A 16,176-nucleotide genomic window follows, 5' to 3' on the forward strand; every position below is an offset into this window, starting at 1 on the left:
CAGGATTGGTGTAGACTGTATATGTTCTATGGAAGTGGTACAGATACCCAAATTACGCATTGTTTGCGCAATCCCGCTTGCCTGCGGATAAATTCTGGGACAAGGTAAGTGAAACTCTCCCGGTTTGCTCACCGGCCTCGCTTTTTACCGCGCCCATACAGCAGAAGGGGACAGTTCGAAACCCGTTCTATCCCCTTCTTTTATATCGATTCGTTCGTGATTTCTGACGATCTGCCCGTTGTGCCTTGTGTTCTTCCAGCCGGTCTGGTTAAAATGAGTAGCGAAGGGTTGTACCAAAGGTTCTTGGATCGCCCAGCACGGCGGCATAGTGGCCCGCGTTACCAGCGGCCGGTAGCAACTGCTCGAAATAATCTTTGTCCAGCAGGTTGCGTGACCAGAACATAATCGATAATCCATTCGACGCCCGGAAACCAACCCGTGCATTCAACAGCGTGTACCCCTCGATATTCAGGTATTTTGAGGGTGACGGACTCGACGAAAAAGAGGAGCGATAGTAGCTATCCAGCGCCAGGAAGAACCGGCCGCTCTGGCTCAGCAAGTTTCCGCCACCGCTGATTTCGCCACCGAACGACCCGGCCCATTTCGAGATTCCCGGCAGGTCGCCCCCCGATATATCTTTGAAGGCCGACTCTCCACCCGTTTCTTCCAGGGGAACGGGGGCATTCTTGAACGATACGTATTTGCCGTCGGTATAGGCCACAGCCCCGTAGAAAGAGAGCCCGTTGCTTACCCGGATGTTGCCATCTACCTCCACTCCGACTACCCGCACCCGTTCAGCATTGGCCAGGTAACCCCGGTTCACCCCCACTTCGGCGGTCTGAACCTGCGTCTGAAAATCCCGGATGTCGGTATTATGGAAAACGACGTTCAGCGTAGACAATGGCGTTGGCCGGGTTTTTACCCCAACCTCAAAATGACTCACGTACTCAGGTTTGATGCGGGCCAGCTCGGTCAGCACCCGTCCGTTGGCGGTGGGCAGTCCCCCCAGGTTGACCCCAACCGGTTTATAGCTATTCGAGTAGGTAGCAAATGAGTTGATTCGCGATGACACCTTATAGGATAGGGTTAACTGCCCCGACAGATTGCTTTCGTCTACGTTTGCCGTAAAGGCCTGATTCGTATAGACCGCATTTTTCAGCGCGATCAGCGCCGGATCAGTCGTTTGCAGCCCTCCGTAGGTCTGTCGGCTGAAATCGACCTGTTTTTCATCATAGTTGTACCGGAGACCAGGCAGCAGGTGAAGCCGGTCGGTAATAGCCCAGTCGACCTGACCGAATACCGCAGCACCGAAGCTTTTCAGCCGGGAGGTAGTTCTGATGCCAAACCCATCGAGTAGGCCGGGGGTTCGCCAGAGCGGACTCGTTGAACTTTGCGAAAAACGCCACTGCGCTGAACCAGACTCTTCGGTATGAACGGGATCCGTCTTGAGGTCCTGCCCAATGGCAAAGACACCGATGACCCCACTCACACGGGGTGAAATAGCTCCGGCGTACCGAACCTCCTGCGTCCACTGCTCGTGACGCGACGTGGCAGCCGACTTACTCAGAACCGGCAGGCCCGTAAAGTCGCGGTCGTTGGAGGGGTCCCAGTTCCAGTAACGCCAGGCGGTCGTTGAGGTCAGCGTTCCCGATCCGATCTTGGCGTCAACGTTGAGCGAAACACCACCCAGCTCGTTTCCCGACCGCCAGGGGGTATCATGGTCAATGACCCGATCGAACGGATTCTGGCTGGGCAGTTTGTAATTCAGGTCGGCAATAATCTGGTTAAACTGCCGATAGGCCGGACGCAACGTAGGAGCCACCCCCGCAACGACCTGGGCATACCCATCCGGGCGCTGACTCGACACGTCGCCCGCCAGCGTTATGCTGATTCTGTCGGTTGGCGTGAACAACAACTGCCCCCGACCGCCCAGGTTATTGAGATCATTGACGGGCTTCTGGGTCGCCACATTGTATAACAGCCCGTTACGCTGGGTTCCCGAAAAGGACAACCGACCGGCTATCTTCCGGCTCAATGGGCCCGTGATCGAACTACGGGCCTGAATGTATCCGTAGTTACCGTAGCTAACTTCCAGCGTAGCACCCGGCTGAAAACTGGCAGCCCGGGTGGTTATGTTGAACGCGCCGGCCGTTGTGTTTTTGCCAAATAGCGTTCCCTGAGGACCGCGTAGCACTTCTATCTGCTCAATATCAATGAAATCGAGCGTTGTTGCCGCCGGACGAGCGTAGTATACACCGTCTACGTAAAAGCCCACCCCCGGATCGATTCCGTCGTTGGTGAGCCCGAAGGTCGATCCCAGACCCCGAATATTGAGCGTCGTGTTGCGCGGGTTAGACGAATAAAGCTGCACAGTAGGCACCAGTTCTTTCAGTCGGTTCACGTTGAACGCGCCCGCATCTTCGACCAGCGCGCCCCGCACTACCGAAATCGGAATGGGCACGTCCTGAGCGGACTCCTGCCGACGGCGGGAGGTGATCACCACTTCAGACAGCTGGTTGTCGTTCGCCAGGGTCAGCGATAACGGCGAATCGGGCCGTTTGGCAAGCAGAATTTCCTGAGGTTTAAACCCAACTGAACTGATACGAATAGTAAACGGAAACTCCTGGCGGGCTGCCAGGCTGAATTGACCGGTGGCATCGGCAATTGCATAGGTGTTCGTGCCCTTTATTAGAACAGTGGCAGCCGCAACGGGCAGGCCTTCGTTGTCTTTCACCACGCCCACTACGACGCCCTGGGCAAATAAGGTGCTAACAGAGAGGATAAAGAGGGTGATCAGAGGTAGTGTTTTTCTCATTGTGGATTATGCTGGTTGGTAAAATGCTTTCTTGTTTACGGCCAACGGGCGACTGGTAAGATGCTGATTCATTACTTTTTAGGGCCGATATGCCACGCGCTTCCCTCCTGTTGATAGTAATCCATCCCAACTGGCAGGGTGCCTGCAGGCACACAAGCACCAATTAATACTTATATTCTATAGGATTTATATATTATTACAGTAAACAAATAAGCCAGTTGTTGGGCTGACTTATTGCAGGCCGGTCACCTTCAGTTTGGGCAACCGCTGGGCAAAAATGATATGGAAAATAATACGATCCAAGAAATAGCTAAAAAAATGACTATCAACAACTTACACAATAGTCTATCTAGTTTAAGGAGTATATACGCGGATACAGGCTATGATGATCAATATCGAAGTTTGGGGCTTCCAGGATAGAACAGCTGTCCGGCGGTATGGGTATGCTTACTGTATAGATTTACTCAGTTACTTGTAAGACAGGTATTTCCACTGAGTCGCTTTCTCGTATACTGCCTGTTGGCAAGCAATAAACCCAATGAGTCCCTGCTTGGGGCACACATCATGACGATCTATGCCTAAAGCAGGGACTCATTGGCTACTCGTCTCCCTGATGCTCGCAGACGGTAACAACGCTGAACCAGTATTGCCCGATCGCTTTTGTCACCTCGCTGAGTCGCTGGAAGGTAGGTGGTTTGGTAATAAAGCTGTTTGCCCCATTGTAGTACGATGTTTCGATATCGTCTTTGGCATCTGAGGTTGTCAGAACGACAATGGGTATATGACGAAACTGGTCATCCGCTTTGATCTCACGCAGCGCTTCCCGGCCATCTTTCCGGGGCATGTTCAGGTCCAGCAGAATCAGCTCGGGCAAGGAGTGTTCAGCGCCAATGTAGCGCCCCCGGTAATTCAGAAAATCAAGCAGATCTTCGCCGTCTTCGGCAAACGATATCCGGCTTGCGGGATAATGCTGATGAAATGCTTCACGCGTGAGGTAACGGTCGTCCTCGTCGTCGTCAACCAGCAGAATATGAATAGGCTTCGGTTGAGTTTGTTCGGTCATGATTGTGTAATGGATGACTTTCGGGCAATACAATTACGAAGGAAGTCCCCTGTTTGGGTTTGCTGCGGGCTGTAATATAGCCCTGATGATAGACGACTACCCGTTTGCAGATGGCCAGTCCAATGCCCGTTCCTTCAAATTCGCTTTTACCATGTAAACGCTGGAAGACCTTAAAAATATGGTCTAAATATTTTTCATCAAAGCCGATTCCATTGTCCTGCACGGTAAATTCAAAATAGTTTCGTCCGGCAACCAAGCCGGGGTACTCAGCCCCGTCTACGGGAGTCGCGCTGATACGCAGCACAGGCTGCACATCGGGCCGAATGAATTTCAGTGCGTTTGAGATCAGGTTGGTAAACAGATGGTCCATCTGGCTCGCAACGGCATAAATAGTAGGCAATGGCCCTACCTCAACCCGCACGCCCAACCCCTTTATACGTAGCTCCTGATCGTCAAGAATCCGCTGAATCACCTCGTTCAGCCGAACCGGTTTAAAGTCTTCGCGGTGACTGGATATCCGCGAAAAATTGAGCAGATCTTTGATCAGCTTGGACATTCGCTCCGCCGATGCACCAATCTTTTTCATGAACAGCAGACTGTCGCCCTCAAACAGGCTCCCGTACCGATCGGTGATCAGATTGGAGAAGGCCTGTATTTTGCGCAGCGGTTCCTGCAGGTCATGACTGGCTACGAAGGCAAATCGTTCCAGTTCTTCGTTCGAGGCTTCGAGTTGACGAATCTGCTCTTTCAGCCTCCGTTCATAGTCGCGCAGTCGGTCTTCGTTCTCCTGTCTGCGCAGCAGCTCAGCCTCCAGCAGTCGGTATAACACCACTACGGTCAGAAACGTCAGCAGCGACAGCGCAAAAATGATGATCAGCGTGTGCCGAAACGATCGGTTGGCCTGCCGGCTCCGGACCTCGACCAGACTACGTTCGGTTTCGACCATAACCGAGATTTGCCAGCGGATATCATCCATGTACCGCTTGGCTTCCCGAATGAGTTTGAACCCATTGGTTTTGTCGGGAGGCGCTACACCGATCCGGACCTGCGTAACGGCCAGCTTTGTCTGGATAAGCGTATCGATTTTATTGACCCTGCTCAGCTGCACCCGATTATCTTTCAGCAGCAGCCGCAAGCGGTTCATGTGCCCCGGCAGTGTCGTAACCGATGTCTGGTAGGGTTCCAGAAACGACGAATCTTTGGTGATGATGTAGCCACGCGCGCCAGCTTCAACGTCCTTGAGTAGCGACAGGGTCTCGTCCAGTGCTCCTATGACCTCATAGGTGTGCCGTACCCGTTCGGTATCCTGGCTGTATTGGTGGTAGCTGTAGAATGATATAATGAACCCGACGGCTATGAGTACCAGAGCCGCAATGAACCCCAGCGCGATACGCCGATTCATCAACGCGGGGGCCATACGTCCGAGTATATTCATAAAAGCCGTTGAGCACTATAGGCAACAAATATAGGAAAAAGCATAGGTTTTGTATAGACGTAGTGACCTCACTCCTGCCCACACAAGTTGCCGACTAAAGTACCTCTACCATCAGATTATGGTTGGTGTAAATGCACACGTCAGCCGCAATATGCAGACTCTCCCGTACCATCTCCTCGGCCGATAGGGTAGCCGCGTGTTTCTTGAGCGCAACAGCCGCCGACTGGGCATATACGCCCCCGGAGCCAATGGCTGCAATGTCATTGTCAGGCTCAATCACATCGCCCGTACCCGATACCAGCAGCAGGTCATCTTTAGAGGCTACGATCAGCATGGCTTCGAGCTTGCGCAAATATCGATCGGTGCGCCAGTCTTTGGCCAGTTCGATAGCGGCCCGCTTCAGATTGCCGCCGTAGGCATTCAACTTTTCTTCGAATCGCTCGATCAGCGTAAACGCGTCGGCTGTTGAGCCAGCAAAGCCGGCCAGCACTTTACCGCCCAGCAATACCCGTACTTTACGGACATTGCTTTTGGCAACGGTATTGCCCATGGTAGCCTGTCCATCGGCTCCGAGAGCCACCTGCCCGTTATGACGGATTCCCACAACGGTTGTGGCGTGAATGATTGGTTGCATACATTAAGTTGTTGATGAATATAACGCCCTAAAACCGGTTTACAGTTCACAGAATCGTCGGCTAACTCCATAAACCGGATACGGAAAAGAGCCGGTACGGCATCAGCTCTCCGCAAACGGAATGGGCCGGTTTACGCTCTCTTCGAGCGATATAAACGTTTCTGTGCGCTGAATGCCACTCACTTTCTGGATTTTATCGTGCAGCACTTCGCGCAGGTGCTGGGTATCCCGACAAACGATCTTGGCGAAGATGCTGTAAATTCCGGTTGTGTAATGGACGTTGACAACTTCCGGAATTTTTTCGAGCTGTTTGGAAACTTCGGCGTACAGTGAACTTTTGTCCAGATAAATACCCAGGAACGCGCTGATGTCCCAGCCGAGTTTAGCATGGTCAATGACAAGCTGAGAACCGCGTACAATGCCCATCTGCTTTAGTTTATTCATCCGGACGTGCACAGTACCGCCCGATACGAAGATCCGTTTACCAATTTCGGTGTAAGCCATGTTGGCATCCTGCATTAGTAAATTCAGTATTTTAAGGTCTGTGTTATCAATTTCTAAATTTTTCTCGGTCATTTCCATTTCATTTTTGATGAGTCTCAACAAAAATACCATTATTCTAAATTTTTTCTAAATTTTAAGAATTTTTACTGCAAAATTTGCAATGAATTATCCGTATGTACTATCTTTGCATTGTCAAGTTGATCGAGCGGGGTCACACGCCGGTCTTCTTGATGTCTTTGAATCTCACACTGTAGGGTGTCGAAATTGGCAGACGTGCCCTCCTGTCTCGGGGGTGGTGATAAGGGATAAACGCAGCATAATGCCGCCCGCAAGGGCGACTGGGGTTGACCACCAGAGTTGTACTGTGGCTAACTGCACCGTGGGCGGTTCGAGTCCCCCTCCTACAGCATCGCAGCGCTCAGACTTTCGAGTCGGCGTTCGATTGGTTTTAGTTTGTTGATGAAGTGTAATCAGACACGCCGGTCTCCATGAGATCGGCGTTTGTTTTTTGATACCCATTCCCGGCCAACGCAAACGCGGACTTTTTTGCCTAATTTTGCAGTTTACAGGTAAAGACCTCTCCGTTCTTCCAACGTGAAACATATTCGTAACTTTTGCATTATTGCCCACATCGACCACGGTAAAAGTACCCTCGCCGACCGGTTGCTGGAATTCACTAAAACCGTTGGCTCCCGCGATATGCAGGCCCAACTGCTCGACGATATGGATCTGGAGCGCGAACGTGGTATCACGATCAAAAGCCACGCGATTCAGATGGATTACATGTATAATGGCGAGCTTTATACATTAAACCTCATCGACACACCGGGCCACGTCGATTTTAGCTACGAAGTCTCCCGCTCCATTGCCGCCTGCGAAGGAGCACTGCTGCTAGTCGATGCCTCGCAGGGCACCGAAGCTCAAACGATCTCCAACCTGTACCTGGCCCTGAACAACGATCTGGTCATCATCCCCGTTCTGAACAAGATCGACCTGCCGGGCGCCAGACCCGAAGAGATCAAGGACGAAATGGTCGACCTGCTCGGGTGCGACCGGGACGAGATTATTCCGGCATCGGGTAAAGAAGGAATCGGTGTTCCCGAAATTCTGGCCGCCATTGTAGAGCGGATTCCGGCCCCCAAAGGTGAACCGGCCGGTCCGCTGCAGGCGCTGATCTTCGACTCGCATTTCAACTCCTACCGGGGTATCGAGGTAATTTTCCGGGTTAAAAACGGCCGTATCCGCAAGGGCGATAAGGTCAAGTTTATGAACACCGGCAAAGAATATACCGCAGACGAGATTGGCACCCTCCGGCTGACGCAGGAACCCAAAGACGTTATCGAATGTGGCGACGTAGGGTATCTGATTTCCGGGATCAAAGTAGCCAAGGAAGTTAAAGTGGGCGATACCGTTACGACCCTCGACAACCCGGCCAGTGTGGCTATACAGGGCTTTTCGGAGGTAAAACCCATGGTATTTGCGGGCATCTACCCGGTAGAAACCAGCGAATTTGAAGACCTGCGCGATGCCATGGAAAAGCTGCAGCTCAACGATGCCGCCCTGGTCTGGGAACCCGAAACGTCGGCAGCTCTGGGCTTTGGATTCCGGTGCGGTTTTCTGGGTATGCTCCACATGGAGATCGTACAGGAACGGCTGGAGCGCGAATTCAACATGACGGTTATCACTACAGTACCGTCCGTGCGTTTTGAGGTGATGACCACCAAAGGAGAGGAACTCCAGGTGTCAGCCCCGGCTGAAATGCCCGAGCCAAACCTGATCGACTACATCGAAGAACCGTTTATCCGGGCGCAGATCATTACGAAAGCCGAATATGTTGGGGGGATCATGGGCTTGTGCATGGATAAGCGGAGCTTACTCAAAAACCAGGTTTATCTGACCGCCGACCGCGTTGAACTTCAGTTCGAGATGCCGCTGGCCGAGGTGGTATTCGACTTTTTCGATAAGCTCAAGACCATCTCGCGGGGGTATGCATCCCTCGACTACGAGTTTATCGATAACCGCGAATCGGACATGGTTAAGCTCGACGTTATGCTGAACGGCGATAAGGTCGATGCGCTGTCGGCCATCGTTCACCGCTCCAAGTCGTATGAGTGGGGCAAGAAACTTTGCGAAAAGCTACGCGAGCTCATTCCCCGCCAGCAGTTCGAAATTGCCATTCAGGCCGCTATCGGTCAGAAGATTATTGCCCGCGAAACCCTGAGTGCCTTACGAAAAGACGTACTGGCCAAATGTTACGGGGGCGACATCAGCCGGAAGCGTAAGCTGCTTGAAAAGCAAAAGAAAGGTAAGAAACGCATGCGCCAGGTCGGCAACGTTGAAATTCCGCAGGAAGCCTTTATGGCCGTGCTGAAAATAAACTAAGCCTGATTCTTCTGACACAAAAAAGCCAGCTCTGAAGGGAGCTGGCTTTTTTGTGTCAGAAGGGCTAAAAACAGGAAACCGCCCCCAAGCGGGAGCGGCTCCACGAGTACAACAAAACCACAGTAAAGCTGTCGGACATTTCGGCCAGACAGGATGCCTGTGGCTCTGTTGATCGTTCGGTATATGGCATTCGGTTACGGTTAACCGAATGCCGCAGAACTATTAGGCTTCGATCAGGAATTCGTCGTGCTGGCTGACGTCCAGACCCTGCTTCTCGTCGTCTTCCGACACGCGCAGCGGCAGAATCAGGTCCGTCACTTTCAGGAGCAGGAACGACATACCGAAAGCGAAGGCCGATACCAGTACCAGCGCAATCATGTGCTCAATGAAGAGACCTGTTTCACCAAAGGCCAGTCCCTCAACGGTTACGGCTGAGTTTACGCCTTTGCTGGCGAAAATACCGGTCATGATCATACCAACCATGCCGCCTACACCGTGGCAGGGGAATACGTCGAGCGTATCGTCCAGAGTCGATTTCGAGCGCAGGTGCGCTACGTAGTTCGATACCATCGCACCGATCGTACCAATGAAGATAGCCGTCGGGATCGTTACGAAGCCGGCAGCCGGAGTGATGGCAACCAGACCTACTACAGCACCGATACAGAAACCGAGCGCCGACACTTTCTTACCTTTTGCGGCATCGAAAAGAACCCAGGCCAGACCAGCCGCAGCAGCCGCCGTGTTGGTGGTAGCGAAAGCTGAGGCAGCCAGCGGAGAAGCGCCTACGGCCGAACCCGCGTTGAAACCGAACCAGCCGAACCACAGCAGACCCGTACCGAGTAAAACGAACGGAATATTAGCCGGAGGCAGTACACTGGCTTCAACGTGTGACTTCCGACGCTTCAGGTAGATAGCGCCTGCCAGAGCCGCCCAACCTGCCGACATGTGCACAACCGTACCACCGGCAAAGTCAAGAACACCACGCTTGAACAGGAGGCCTTCAGGATGCCAGGTCATGTGCGCCAGCGGGCTGTAAACGAACAGGCTGAACAGAATCATGAACAATACATACGACCGGAAATTGATCCGCTCTGCCATCGATCCCGTTACCAGGGCCGGCGTAATTACCGCAAACTTCAACTGGAAGAAGGCAAATACCACCAGAGGAATACTAGCGGCCAGCGACCAGGGCTTACCATCCAGAACTCCCTGGAACATGAAGTGATCGAACGGGTTACCAACAACGCCACCGATCGAGCTTCCGAACGCCAGGCTGAACCCAACCACAACCCACAGTACGCTGATGGCGCCCATGGCGATGAAGCTTTGCAGCATGGTAGAGATAACGTTCTTGTTGTTCACCATACCACCGTAGAAATACGCCAGACCGGGCGTCATCAACAATACGAGGGCCGTGGCCACAAGCATCCAGGCGGTATCGCCCGAGTTTATCCCTTCCGTTACGATTTGCGTCGGAACGGCCGGCATAAAGATGGCTGCTATGCTGATTATCAACAGGATAGCAAGGGGGATGTAGTTAGGTTTTTGCATTGTGTTGGAGGGGTTTTTGTTGTACTTGTTTGCTAAAGAGAGTTAGAACTTAAAGATTGCGGCCATACCCAGGGTTGTCTGCGAGGGCGTCAGGCTTCCGTCATTTTTCTCAAACTTGTCTGCCGAGTAGCTATCGATGCGCAGCTCAGGCTTCAGCAACACGTGACCGTCGGCGGCCGTGATGTTTCCCGTTATCGTGATCGAGTTTACGCTGGCTCCGTTGCCCGCTGCGTCGGTGAGTGCACGGGCGCCTTTCTTATTATCAAACACTTCATAACGAGCACCCAGACCAAATTTATCCGTAAATGCATAGTTCGTATAGAACGCCACACCACTCCAGCTTGTGGAGGCCGATGGTCCACCGAAGCCCTGAAAATCACCTTTCTGCGAACCCGTTGCGGCATTCAGTCCAACAAAAAACTTAGATGTAATCTGGTAGGTAGTCGTTAAGTCGTAGAGCGCGTAGCTGGCGTCATCAGCCGAGGTACCATTAACATCCTTCGAAGCTTCATTGGAGACGATCCCGTTCAGGTAGACGTTCCAGCCCGCTACCGGCGAGAAGAAGAATTGTCCGATGAGACCCTTCTTTTTGTTGTTATCGAACAGGTTGTCTACGTTATTGACTACGCCCAGCATCAAGTAAGACCGGTCGCTGAACGAGTACTGACCTTTCAGACCGATGTGGTAGAAAGGGCCGTTGTTGAAAAGATTTGACAGCGAGTAGTTGTAGTTGACCGGGGCGTCAATTACTTCATACCCGATGTGGGTACCGAACTGACCAGCGGTGAACGTCAGCTTGGGTGTTGCTTTAAAAGTAATGTAAGCCTGTTTGATAGCCAGCGACGATGAACCAGGACCAAGAGGACCCACGTAGTTGCCATAGTTACCCAGATCAGCAAACGGACCGAACGCCATGTCGGCTACTGCATCTACCTTTTCGGAGGTGTAGGTCGCCTTTGCTTGAATAAGCCCGATACCGAACTGACCAGATCGTTGATCGAAAGCCCGGGCGTTACCAACACCCTGACCATTCAACCCCAGGTTAGACTGACTTTTCGGGTTGTTGAAGTTGCCGATATAATACGTATCGAGATATCCTGAAAATGTGAATTTACCGGGCGTAGTAGATGTGGAATCCTGAGCACTGACGCCATAAAACGAAAGCAAAGAACTTAGAAGTAAAAATGCTTTTTTCATAGTGTTTGTTTTGCAGACCGGGCGGCCTTATGGTGGTTTGTTCGGGAACAAATTTTAGGATAAAAATGAGCCTATGCAACAGATAGCGTGAGATTATTAGGCAATTTTGGGTTATTTACTTAATTTTGTTTAAAATATTCTAATAAATCCAGTATTAATACTGAAAATATGATAAAATGATATGCTTGCATAATATTTTGCTAACAGCTCATTAAGCCAAATATTATAAAATTTTAAATTAATAGATATAAGGAAGTTCTCGCTAGCTTAAAAATTGGACAAAACAAAAAACCCGGCCACTCAGTAGCCGGGTTCTCACTTAGGAAAAAGGTAGACGTCAATCAGGCTTCAGCATGTAGCCAGGCCTTTTTAGCCAGTAACGTTTCTTCGTCTTCTACGTGCTCGGGGTCGGGAACACAGCAGTCGACAGGGCAAACGGCAGCACATTGCGGTTCTTCGTGAAAGCCCATGCACTCCGTACATTTATCGCTGACGATGTAATAGAACTCGTTGGAGACAGGCGACTGGGGTGCTTTCCCGCTCACAACCGTTCCATCACCGAAATCGACGTCGGTCAGTTCAGTTCCTCCACCCCACGTCCATTCAACGCCACCTTCGTAGATAGCTGTATTGGGGCATTCGGGTTCGCAGGCACCACAGTTGATGCACTCATCGGTGATCATGATTGCCATGAGCAGTACAGATTTATTGGAGGTAAAAGTATAGACTATTGAATTGGACAACAAATATAACTATTTAAAGGTTGGCGGCAAACTAAATTTTAATCACTTCGGTTGATGGGGTATTCCATTTGATTATTTCATACATGCTTCAATCAGAACGCCTGCAAACGTTCATAGCGCTCGGTGATTTCTTACGCTCAGCCGAGGCCCAGCCCGAATTGACCGAAATAGCCCACCGGGCTCATGCCCGCAATAACTGGTTCACCGTAGCCAATTCGTTAAATGCCTTATCAGCAATTGCCGATGAATTTCTGACAGCTCAGAAACTAACCGACTGGGCTAGCTCGTACCGGTCAGAACCTGATTCTCCCAAACAGGTTGGCGTCGTGATGGCTGGCAATATTCCGGCCGTTGGCTTTCATGACCTTCTTTGCGTACTGATGAGCGGCCACGCTCTGCTTGCCAAACTAAGCAGCCAGGATTTTGTACTTATCCATTATTTAATACAAAAAATAAAGGAGATCAACCCGGCCTTTGATTCCCTGATTGTCGAGGCAGAGCGGCTCAACGCGGCCGAGGCATACATAGCTACGGGCAGTAATAATTCAGCGCGCTACTTCGACTACTATTTTGCCAGTAAGCCGCACATCATCCGCAAGAACCGATCTTCGGTTGCTCTGTTGATTGGCGAAGAGAGCGACGATGAGTTGCTGAAACTGGACCATGACCTATCCGATTACTACGGCCTGGGCTGTCGGAATGTATCCACGCTGCTGGTGCCGGAAGGGTACGACTTCACGCCCCTGCTCCGAACGCTGGAGCCGCTGGCCAACCGATACCTCGACAACCATAAGTACCAGAATAACTACGACTATAATAAGTCGATTTACCTGATCAACGGCGTTCCTCATTACGACAATGGGTACCTGCTCGTTACCGAAAACGATGCGCTGGTTTCGCCCATATCAGTCGTCTATTACCACATCTACCAGACCCAGGACGACGCCAGAAACTGGCTCGACGCCCACAAAGCCCAGATCCAGGTTATTGCATCGGCTCAGGGCTGGCTCCCGGGCAGTGTTCCCTTCGGTAAAACCCAGCGCCCCGGCCTGACCGACTACGCCGACGGTATCGATACCATGGCGTTTCTAAGTAAGCTGTGATGATGAATGATGGAAAACATATTTATTATTCACGATTCATCATTCATTTTACATTTCGCCACCATGATCCGCACGGATCACGGTGGCGGGGTAACTCATCGCTCCTCATTCATCACTCATAACTCACTCAATATCGCCAGCTTTTGAGGTCGGCGTTGGCGGGGTGGTTCTCTTCCATTCGCTTCAACATTTTATCGATGTACATCGTATTGTAGCGTAGGCGGCTGATGTAGTTCGGGACGTTCGGGTCGCCGTTCCAGCAGTGTTCAAACCGATCACCGTAGGCTACTTCGGAGCGGGCTGGCGGATTCTGAACCTTTTGCAGAAAATCTTCCATCAGATATACCGCATTATTGAGGTAGTAGTTGTCCATGTCTCCACAGTAGATGTGGATTTTGCCGGTCACTTTCGGGCCCAGTGTTTTCCAGTCCCGTTTCAGTATGTGGAGCAGGTCAAAATGCTCGCGCCAGTAGCTGGCAACGGCGGGGTCGATTTCGCCGGTTAGCTTATTCCAGATACGCTTGGGATAGCCCGATGGGGCGGCTGGTGAATAAACCGCTTCCCAGATATCGAACTGATCGCCGGAGCGGGAGTTTGTTCCAAGGGCCAGTTCTCGGTGGTTGGTTTCTTCCATGGTCACCTTCACCTGTCCGAGGTAGTTGCGCTGGCTGGGTCGGGGTGTACGCCGTAAAGGGCCTTCGGAATAATAGGCGTTTTTATCTTTGTACAGATTGAAAACGGTATAGGCGTCAAAACTGATCGGATCGGGGCAGGCCGCGAAACAGCCGTTGAACTCGTCGGGATAGAATACCTGAGCCGCCAGCGCTTCCCACCCGCCCGTGCTACCGCCGTAGGTGAACCGGGCCCACCCCTGCCCTATTCCCCGAAAACGGGTTTCGATCTCGGGCAGGAGCTCGTACATGATGGCGTCGCCGTAAGGCCCCAGATTTTCGGAGTTCACCGCGTACGAATCGTCATAATATGGGTTGGCATGCTGGATTTCGACAATCAGCATCCGCGGGAAGTCTTTACTGGTCCACTTTTTATAGAAGTCGTAGGCTTCCTGCGCTACTATCTTCTTGTACCCCCGCAATTTGAACCGCTCAATGTAATCGGTCGTGTCCATATTGGCGGGTGGTGGCGTTTCGCTGAACCCGCTGAAATCATCGGGGAAATGGCCGTGGAAAATAGCGAGTGGGTAGCGAGCCTCCGGGTGTTCGTCGAAGCCAGCCGGCAGCAGGATATGGGCGCCGAGGTACATGGGTCGGCCCCAGAACTCAGTCAGGCGTTTGCTCTGGATTTTAATATGTTTGATGAAGCGGGTATCCTTTGGCTCGTCGATGGGCGGATTAACCTGGTCCATGACAACGGCGAAGGTCTGCCGGCCGCCTGCTTTGAGAGTTATTTTCTGCGGCTTGCTGAAGAGGTTGCCCGGCGCCATTCGCCAGTTCTGGCCTTCGCCCCGATCCATCGGCAGTTTCACGGTATTACGCGTTCCGTTGGGGCCGTTCTTGATCTGAAAGGTTTCGTACTTGTGCAATACCGCCTGCACGTAATAATCACCCGCGGGCAGGTCGCGGAGGCTGCGTTTAGGATACCCAAATACGGTGGCGTCTACGAGCGCGCCCTGCCCGGGTTTGAGTCCGTTAACGTCAACACCGAAGAGCTGGGCCGTTTCGACCGCATCACTTACCTGCTGCCGGGGTTCGGGTGAAGCGGCCTTGGCCAGGATGAGCAGGACCCGACCATCGAGTGGCTGCTGGCTCTGCGAAGTGGGAAACGATACAGAAAATGTGGTCTGGGCATAAGCATGGGAAAACCAGAGCCAGCAAAAACAGGCAAGTAGAGGTCGTATCATTGATCTATAAAAATAGGGTTGCTGTTTATTCGTTACTGGTACACCCGCACGTAATCAACTTCCATTCGTTGCGGCCAGATGGTCTCGTCAACGCCCTGCTGGCCACCCCAGTTACCACCCACCGCTAGGTTCAGGATCAGGTAGAACGGCTGGTTGAAGGGCCACTGGGCCTCGCTGTTTCCCAGCGCCGACCGCTGTACACTGTAATACTGCTGATCGTCAATATAAAAATCGATCTGATCGACGGTCCACTCGATGGCGTACAGATGAAACGTGTTGACTACGTCGGCCAGCTTCAGCTTGTTGGTCTTCTGGGTGCCCTTCACGTGGTTATAGCTTTCGGAGTGAATGGACCCGTGAACCATTCCTTCATCGTAGCCAACGTGCTCCATAATATCGATCTCTCCACATCGGGGCCAGCCTGCAGTGGAAATATTCTTGCCGAGCATCCAGACGGCCGGCCAGGTGCCGCGACCTTTGGGCAGCCTGGCATAGGCCTCTATCCGGCCGTAGGTCCAGGTCTGCGTAGGCCGGGTCAACAGCCGGGCCGAGGTATAGCCCCGGTTTTCCCAGGTTTCCCGACGGGCTTCGATGATCAGTTTACCGCCCTCTACCCGAGCGTTCTCGGGCCGTTTGCGGGTGTAGAACTGCAGTTCGTTGTTGCCCCAGCCATTGCCCCCCACTTCGTACCCCCATTTGGTTGAATCGGGTAAGCCGGGAGTCGAGAACTCATCGGCCCAGACCAGTTTTCGGGTCGTTGGCGCCACCGTCTGGCTGGCAGGTGGCGTTACGGCCGGTGGCAGCGGTAGAGTAGCCGTCGCATCATCAGGACGCTTGCAGGCCAGGAGAAGAGCAACCAGTAGGGTATTCATCAGGAGTAAGGGTTTCATA

The 16,176-nt window shown here is 52.2% G+C and carries 12 protein-coding genes; 2 read left to right on the top strand and 10 right to left on the bottom strand.

Annotated features, from left to right (window positions below; genetic code table 11):
• Positions 1–268: 268 nt before the first annotated feature.
• From EQG79_RS01270 to EQG79_RS01290, 5 genes are all read right to left on the bottom strand, one after another.
• Positions 269–2,815 (bottom strand): TonB-dependent receptor, encoded by a 2,547-nt coding sequence (locus EQG79_RS01270; RefSeq protein WP_077919992.1) that lies wholly within the window; start codon positions 2,813–2,815, stop codon positions 269–271.
• 598 nt (positions 2,816–3,413) lie between these two features.
• Positions 3,414–3,878, bottom strand: coding sequence for a response regulator (locus EQG79_RS01275; protein ID WP_077919993.1), 465 nt, complete (start codon positions 3,876–3,878; stop codon positions 3,414–3,416).
• Positions 3,832–5,313 carry a sensor histidine kinase gene (locus EQG79_RS01280; protein WP_240699238.1) on the bottom strand — a complete coding sequence of 494 codons (1,482 nt, stop codon included), beginning with the start codon at positions 5,311–5,313 and terminating at the stop codon, positions 3,832–3,834. The genes EQG79_RS01275 and EQG79_RS01280 overlap by 47 nt, the downstream gene beginning before the upstream one ends.
• A gap of 94 nt (positions 5,314–5,407) precedes the next feature.
• A complete protein-coding gene (gene hslV, locus EQG79_RS01285) occupies positions 5,408–5,947 on the bottom strand; it encodes an ATP-dependent protease subunit HslV (protein ID WP_077919994.1) in 540 nt (179 codons plus the stop codon).
• Between the two features lie 102 nt (positions 5,948–6,049).
• A complete protein-coding gene (locus tag EQG79_RS01290; protein ID WP_077920109.1) occupies positions 6,050–6,523 on the bottom strand; it encodes an Lrp/AsnC ligand binding domain-containing protein in 474 nt (157 codons plus the stop codon).
• Between the two features lie 522 nt (positions 6,524–7,045).
• Here EQG79_RS01290 and lepA point away from each other — a divergent pair.
• Positions 7,046–8,833 carry a translation elongation factor 4 gene (gene lepA / locus EQG79_RS01295; RefSeq protein ID WP_077919995.1) on the top strand — a complete coding sequence of 596 codons (1,788 nt, stop codon included), beginning with the start codon at positions 7,046–7,048 and terminating at the stop codon, positions 8,831–8,833.
• A 222-nt stretch (positions 8,834–9,055) separates the two neighbouring features.
• Here the strand turns inward: lepA and EQG79_RS01300 are convergent, their stop codons facing one another.
• The 3 genes from EQG79_RS01300 to EQG79_RS01310 form a co-directional block, all read right to left on the bottom strand.
• The gene (locus EQG79_RS01300; RefSeq protein ID WP_077919996.1) at positions 9,056–10,384 is read right to left on the bottom strand and encodes an ammonium transporter; all 1,329 of its coding nucleotides are present in this window, start codon (positions 10,382–10,384) and stop codon (positions 9,056–9,058) included.
• Positions 10,385–10,426: 42 nt separating this feature from the next.
• Complete coding sequence (locus EQG79_RS01305; protein ID WP_077919997.1) at positions 10,427–11,581, bottom strand: porin; 1,155 nt, start codon at positions 11,579–11,581, stop codon at positions 10,427–10,429.
• A 341-nt stretch (positions 11,582–11,922) separates the two neighbouring features.
• Positions 11,923–12,273 (bottom strand): 4Fe-4S dicluster domain-containing protein, encoded by a 351-nt coding sequence (locus EQG79_RS01310; protein WP_077919998.1) that lies wholly within the window; start codon positions 12,271–12,273, stop codon positions 11,923–11,925.
• A gap of 134 nt (positions 12,274–12,407) precedes the next feature.
• Here EQG79_RS01310 and EQG79_RS01315 point away from each other — a divergent pair, with 134 nt between their 5' ends.
• On the top strand, positions 12,408–13,427 hold the full coding sequence (locus tag EQG79_RS01315; protein ID WP_077920110.1) for an acyl-CoA reductase: 1,020 nt from the start codon (positions 12,408–12,410) through the stop codon (positions 13,425–13,427).
• Positions 13,428–13,554: 127 nt separating this feature from the next.
• Here EQG79_RS01315 and EQG79_RS01320 read toward each other — a convergent pair whose 3' ends face one another.
• Both EQG79_RS01320 and EQG79_RS01325 read right to left on the bottom strand, forming a co-directional pair.
• Positions 13,555–15,285, bottom strand: coding sequence for a hypothetical protein (locus EQG79_RS01320; RefSeq protein ID WP_129599227.1), 1,731 nt, complete (start codon positions 15,283–15,285; stop codon positions 13,555–13,557).
• A gap of 32 nt (positions 15,286–15,317) precedes the next feature.
• Positions 15,318–16,175: a glycoside hydrolase family 16 protein gene (locus tag EQG79_RS01325; RefSeq protein ID WP_129599232.1), complete on the bottom strand. Its 858-nt coding sequence runs from the start codon at positions 16,173–16,175 to the stop codon at positions 15,318–15,320.
• Position 16,176: the final 1 nt, after the last annotated feature.

This window comes from Spirosoma sordidisoli, assembly GCF_004138325.1.
Lineage (GTDB): Bacteria > Bacteroidota > Bacteroidia > Cytophagales > Spirosomataceae > Spirosoma > Spirosoma sordidisoli.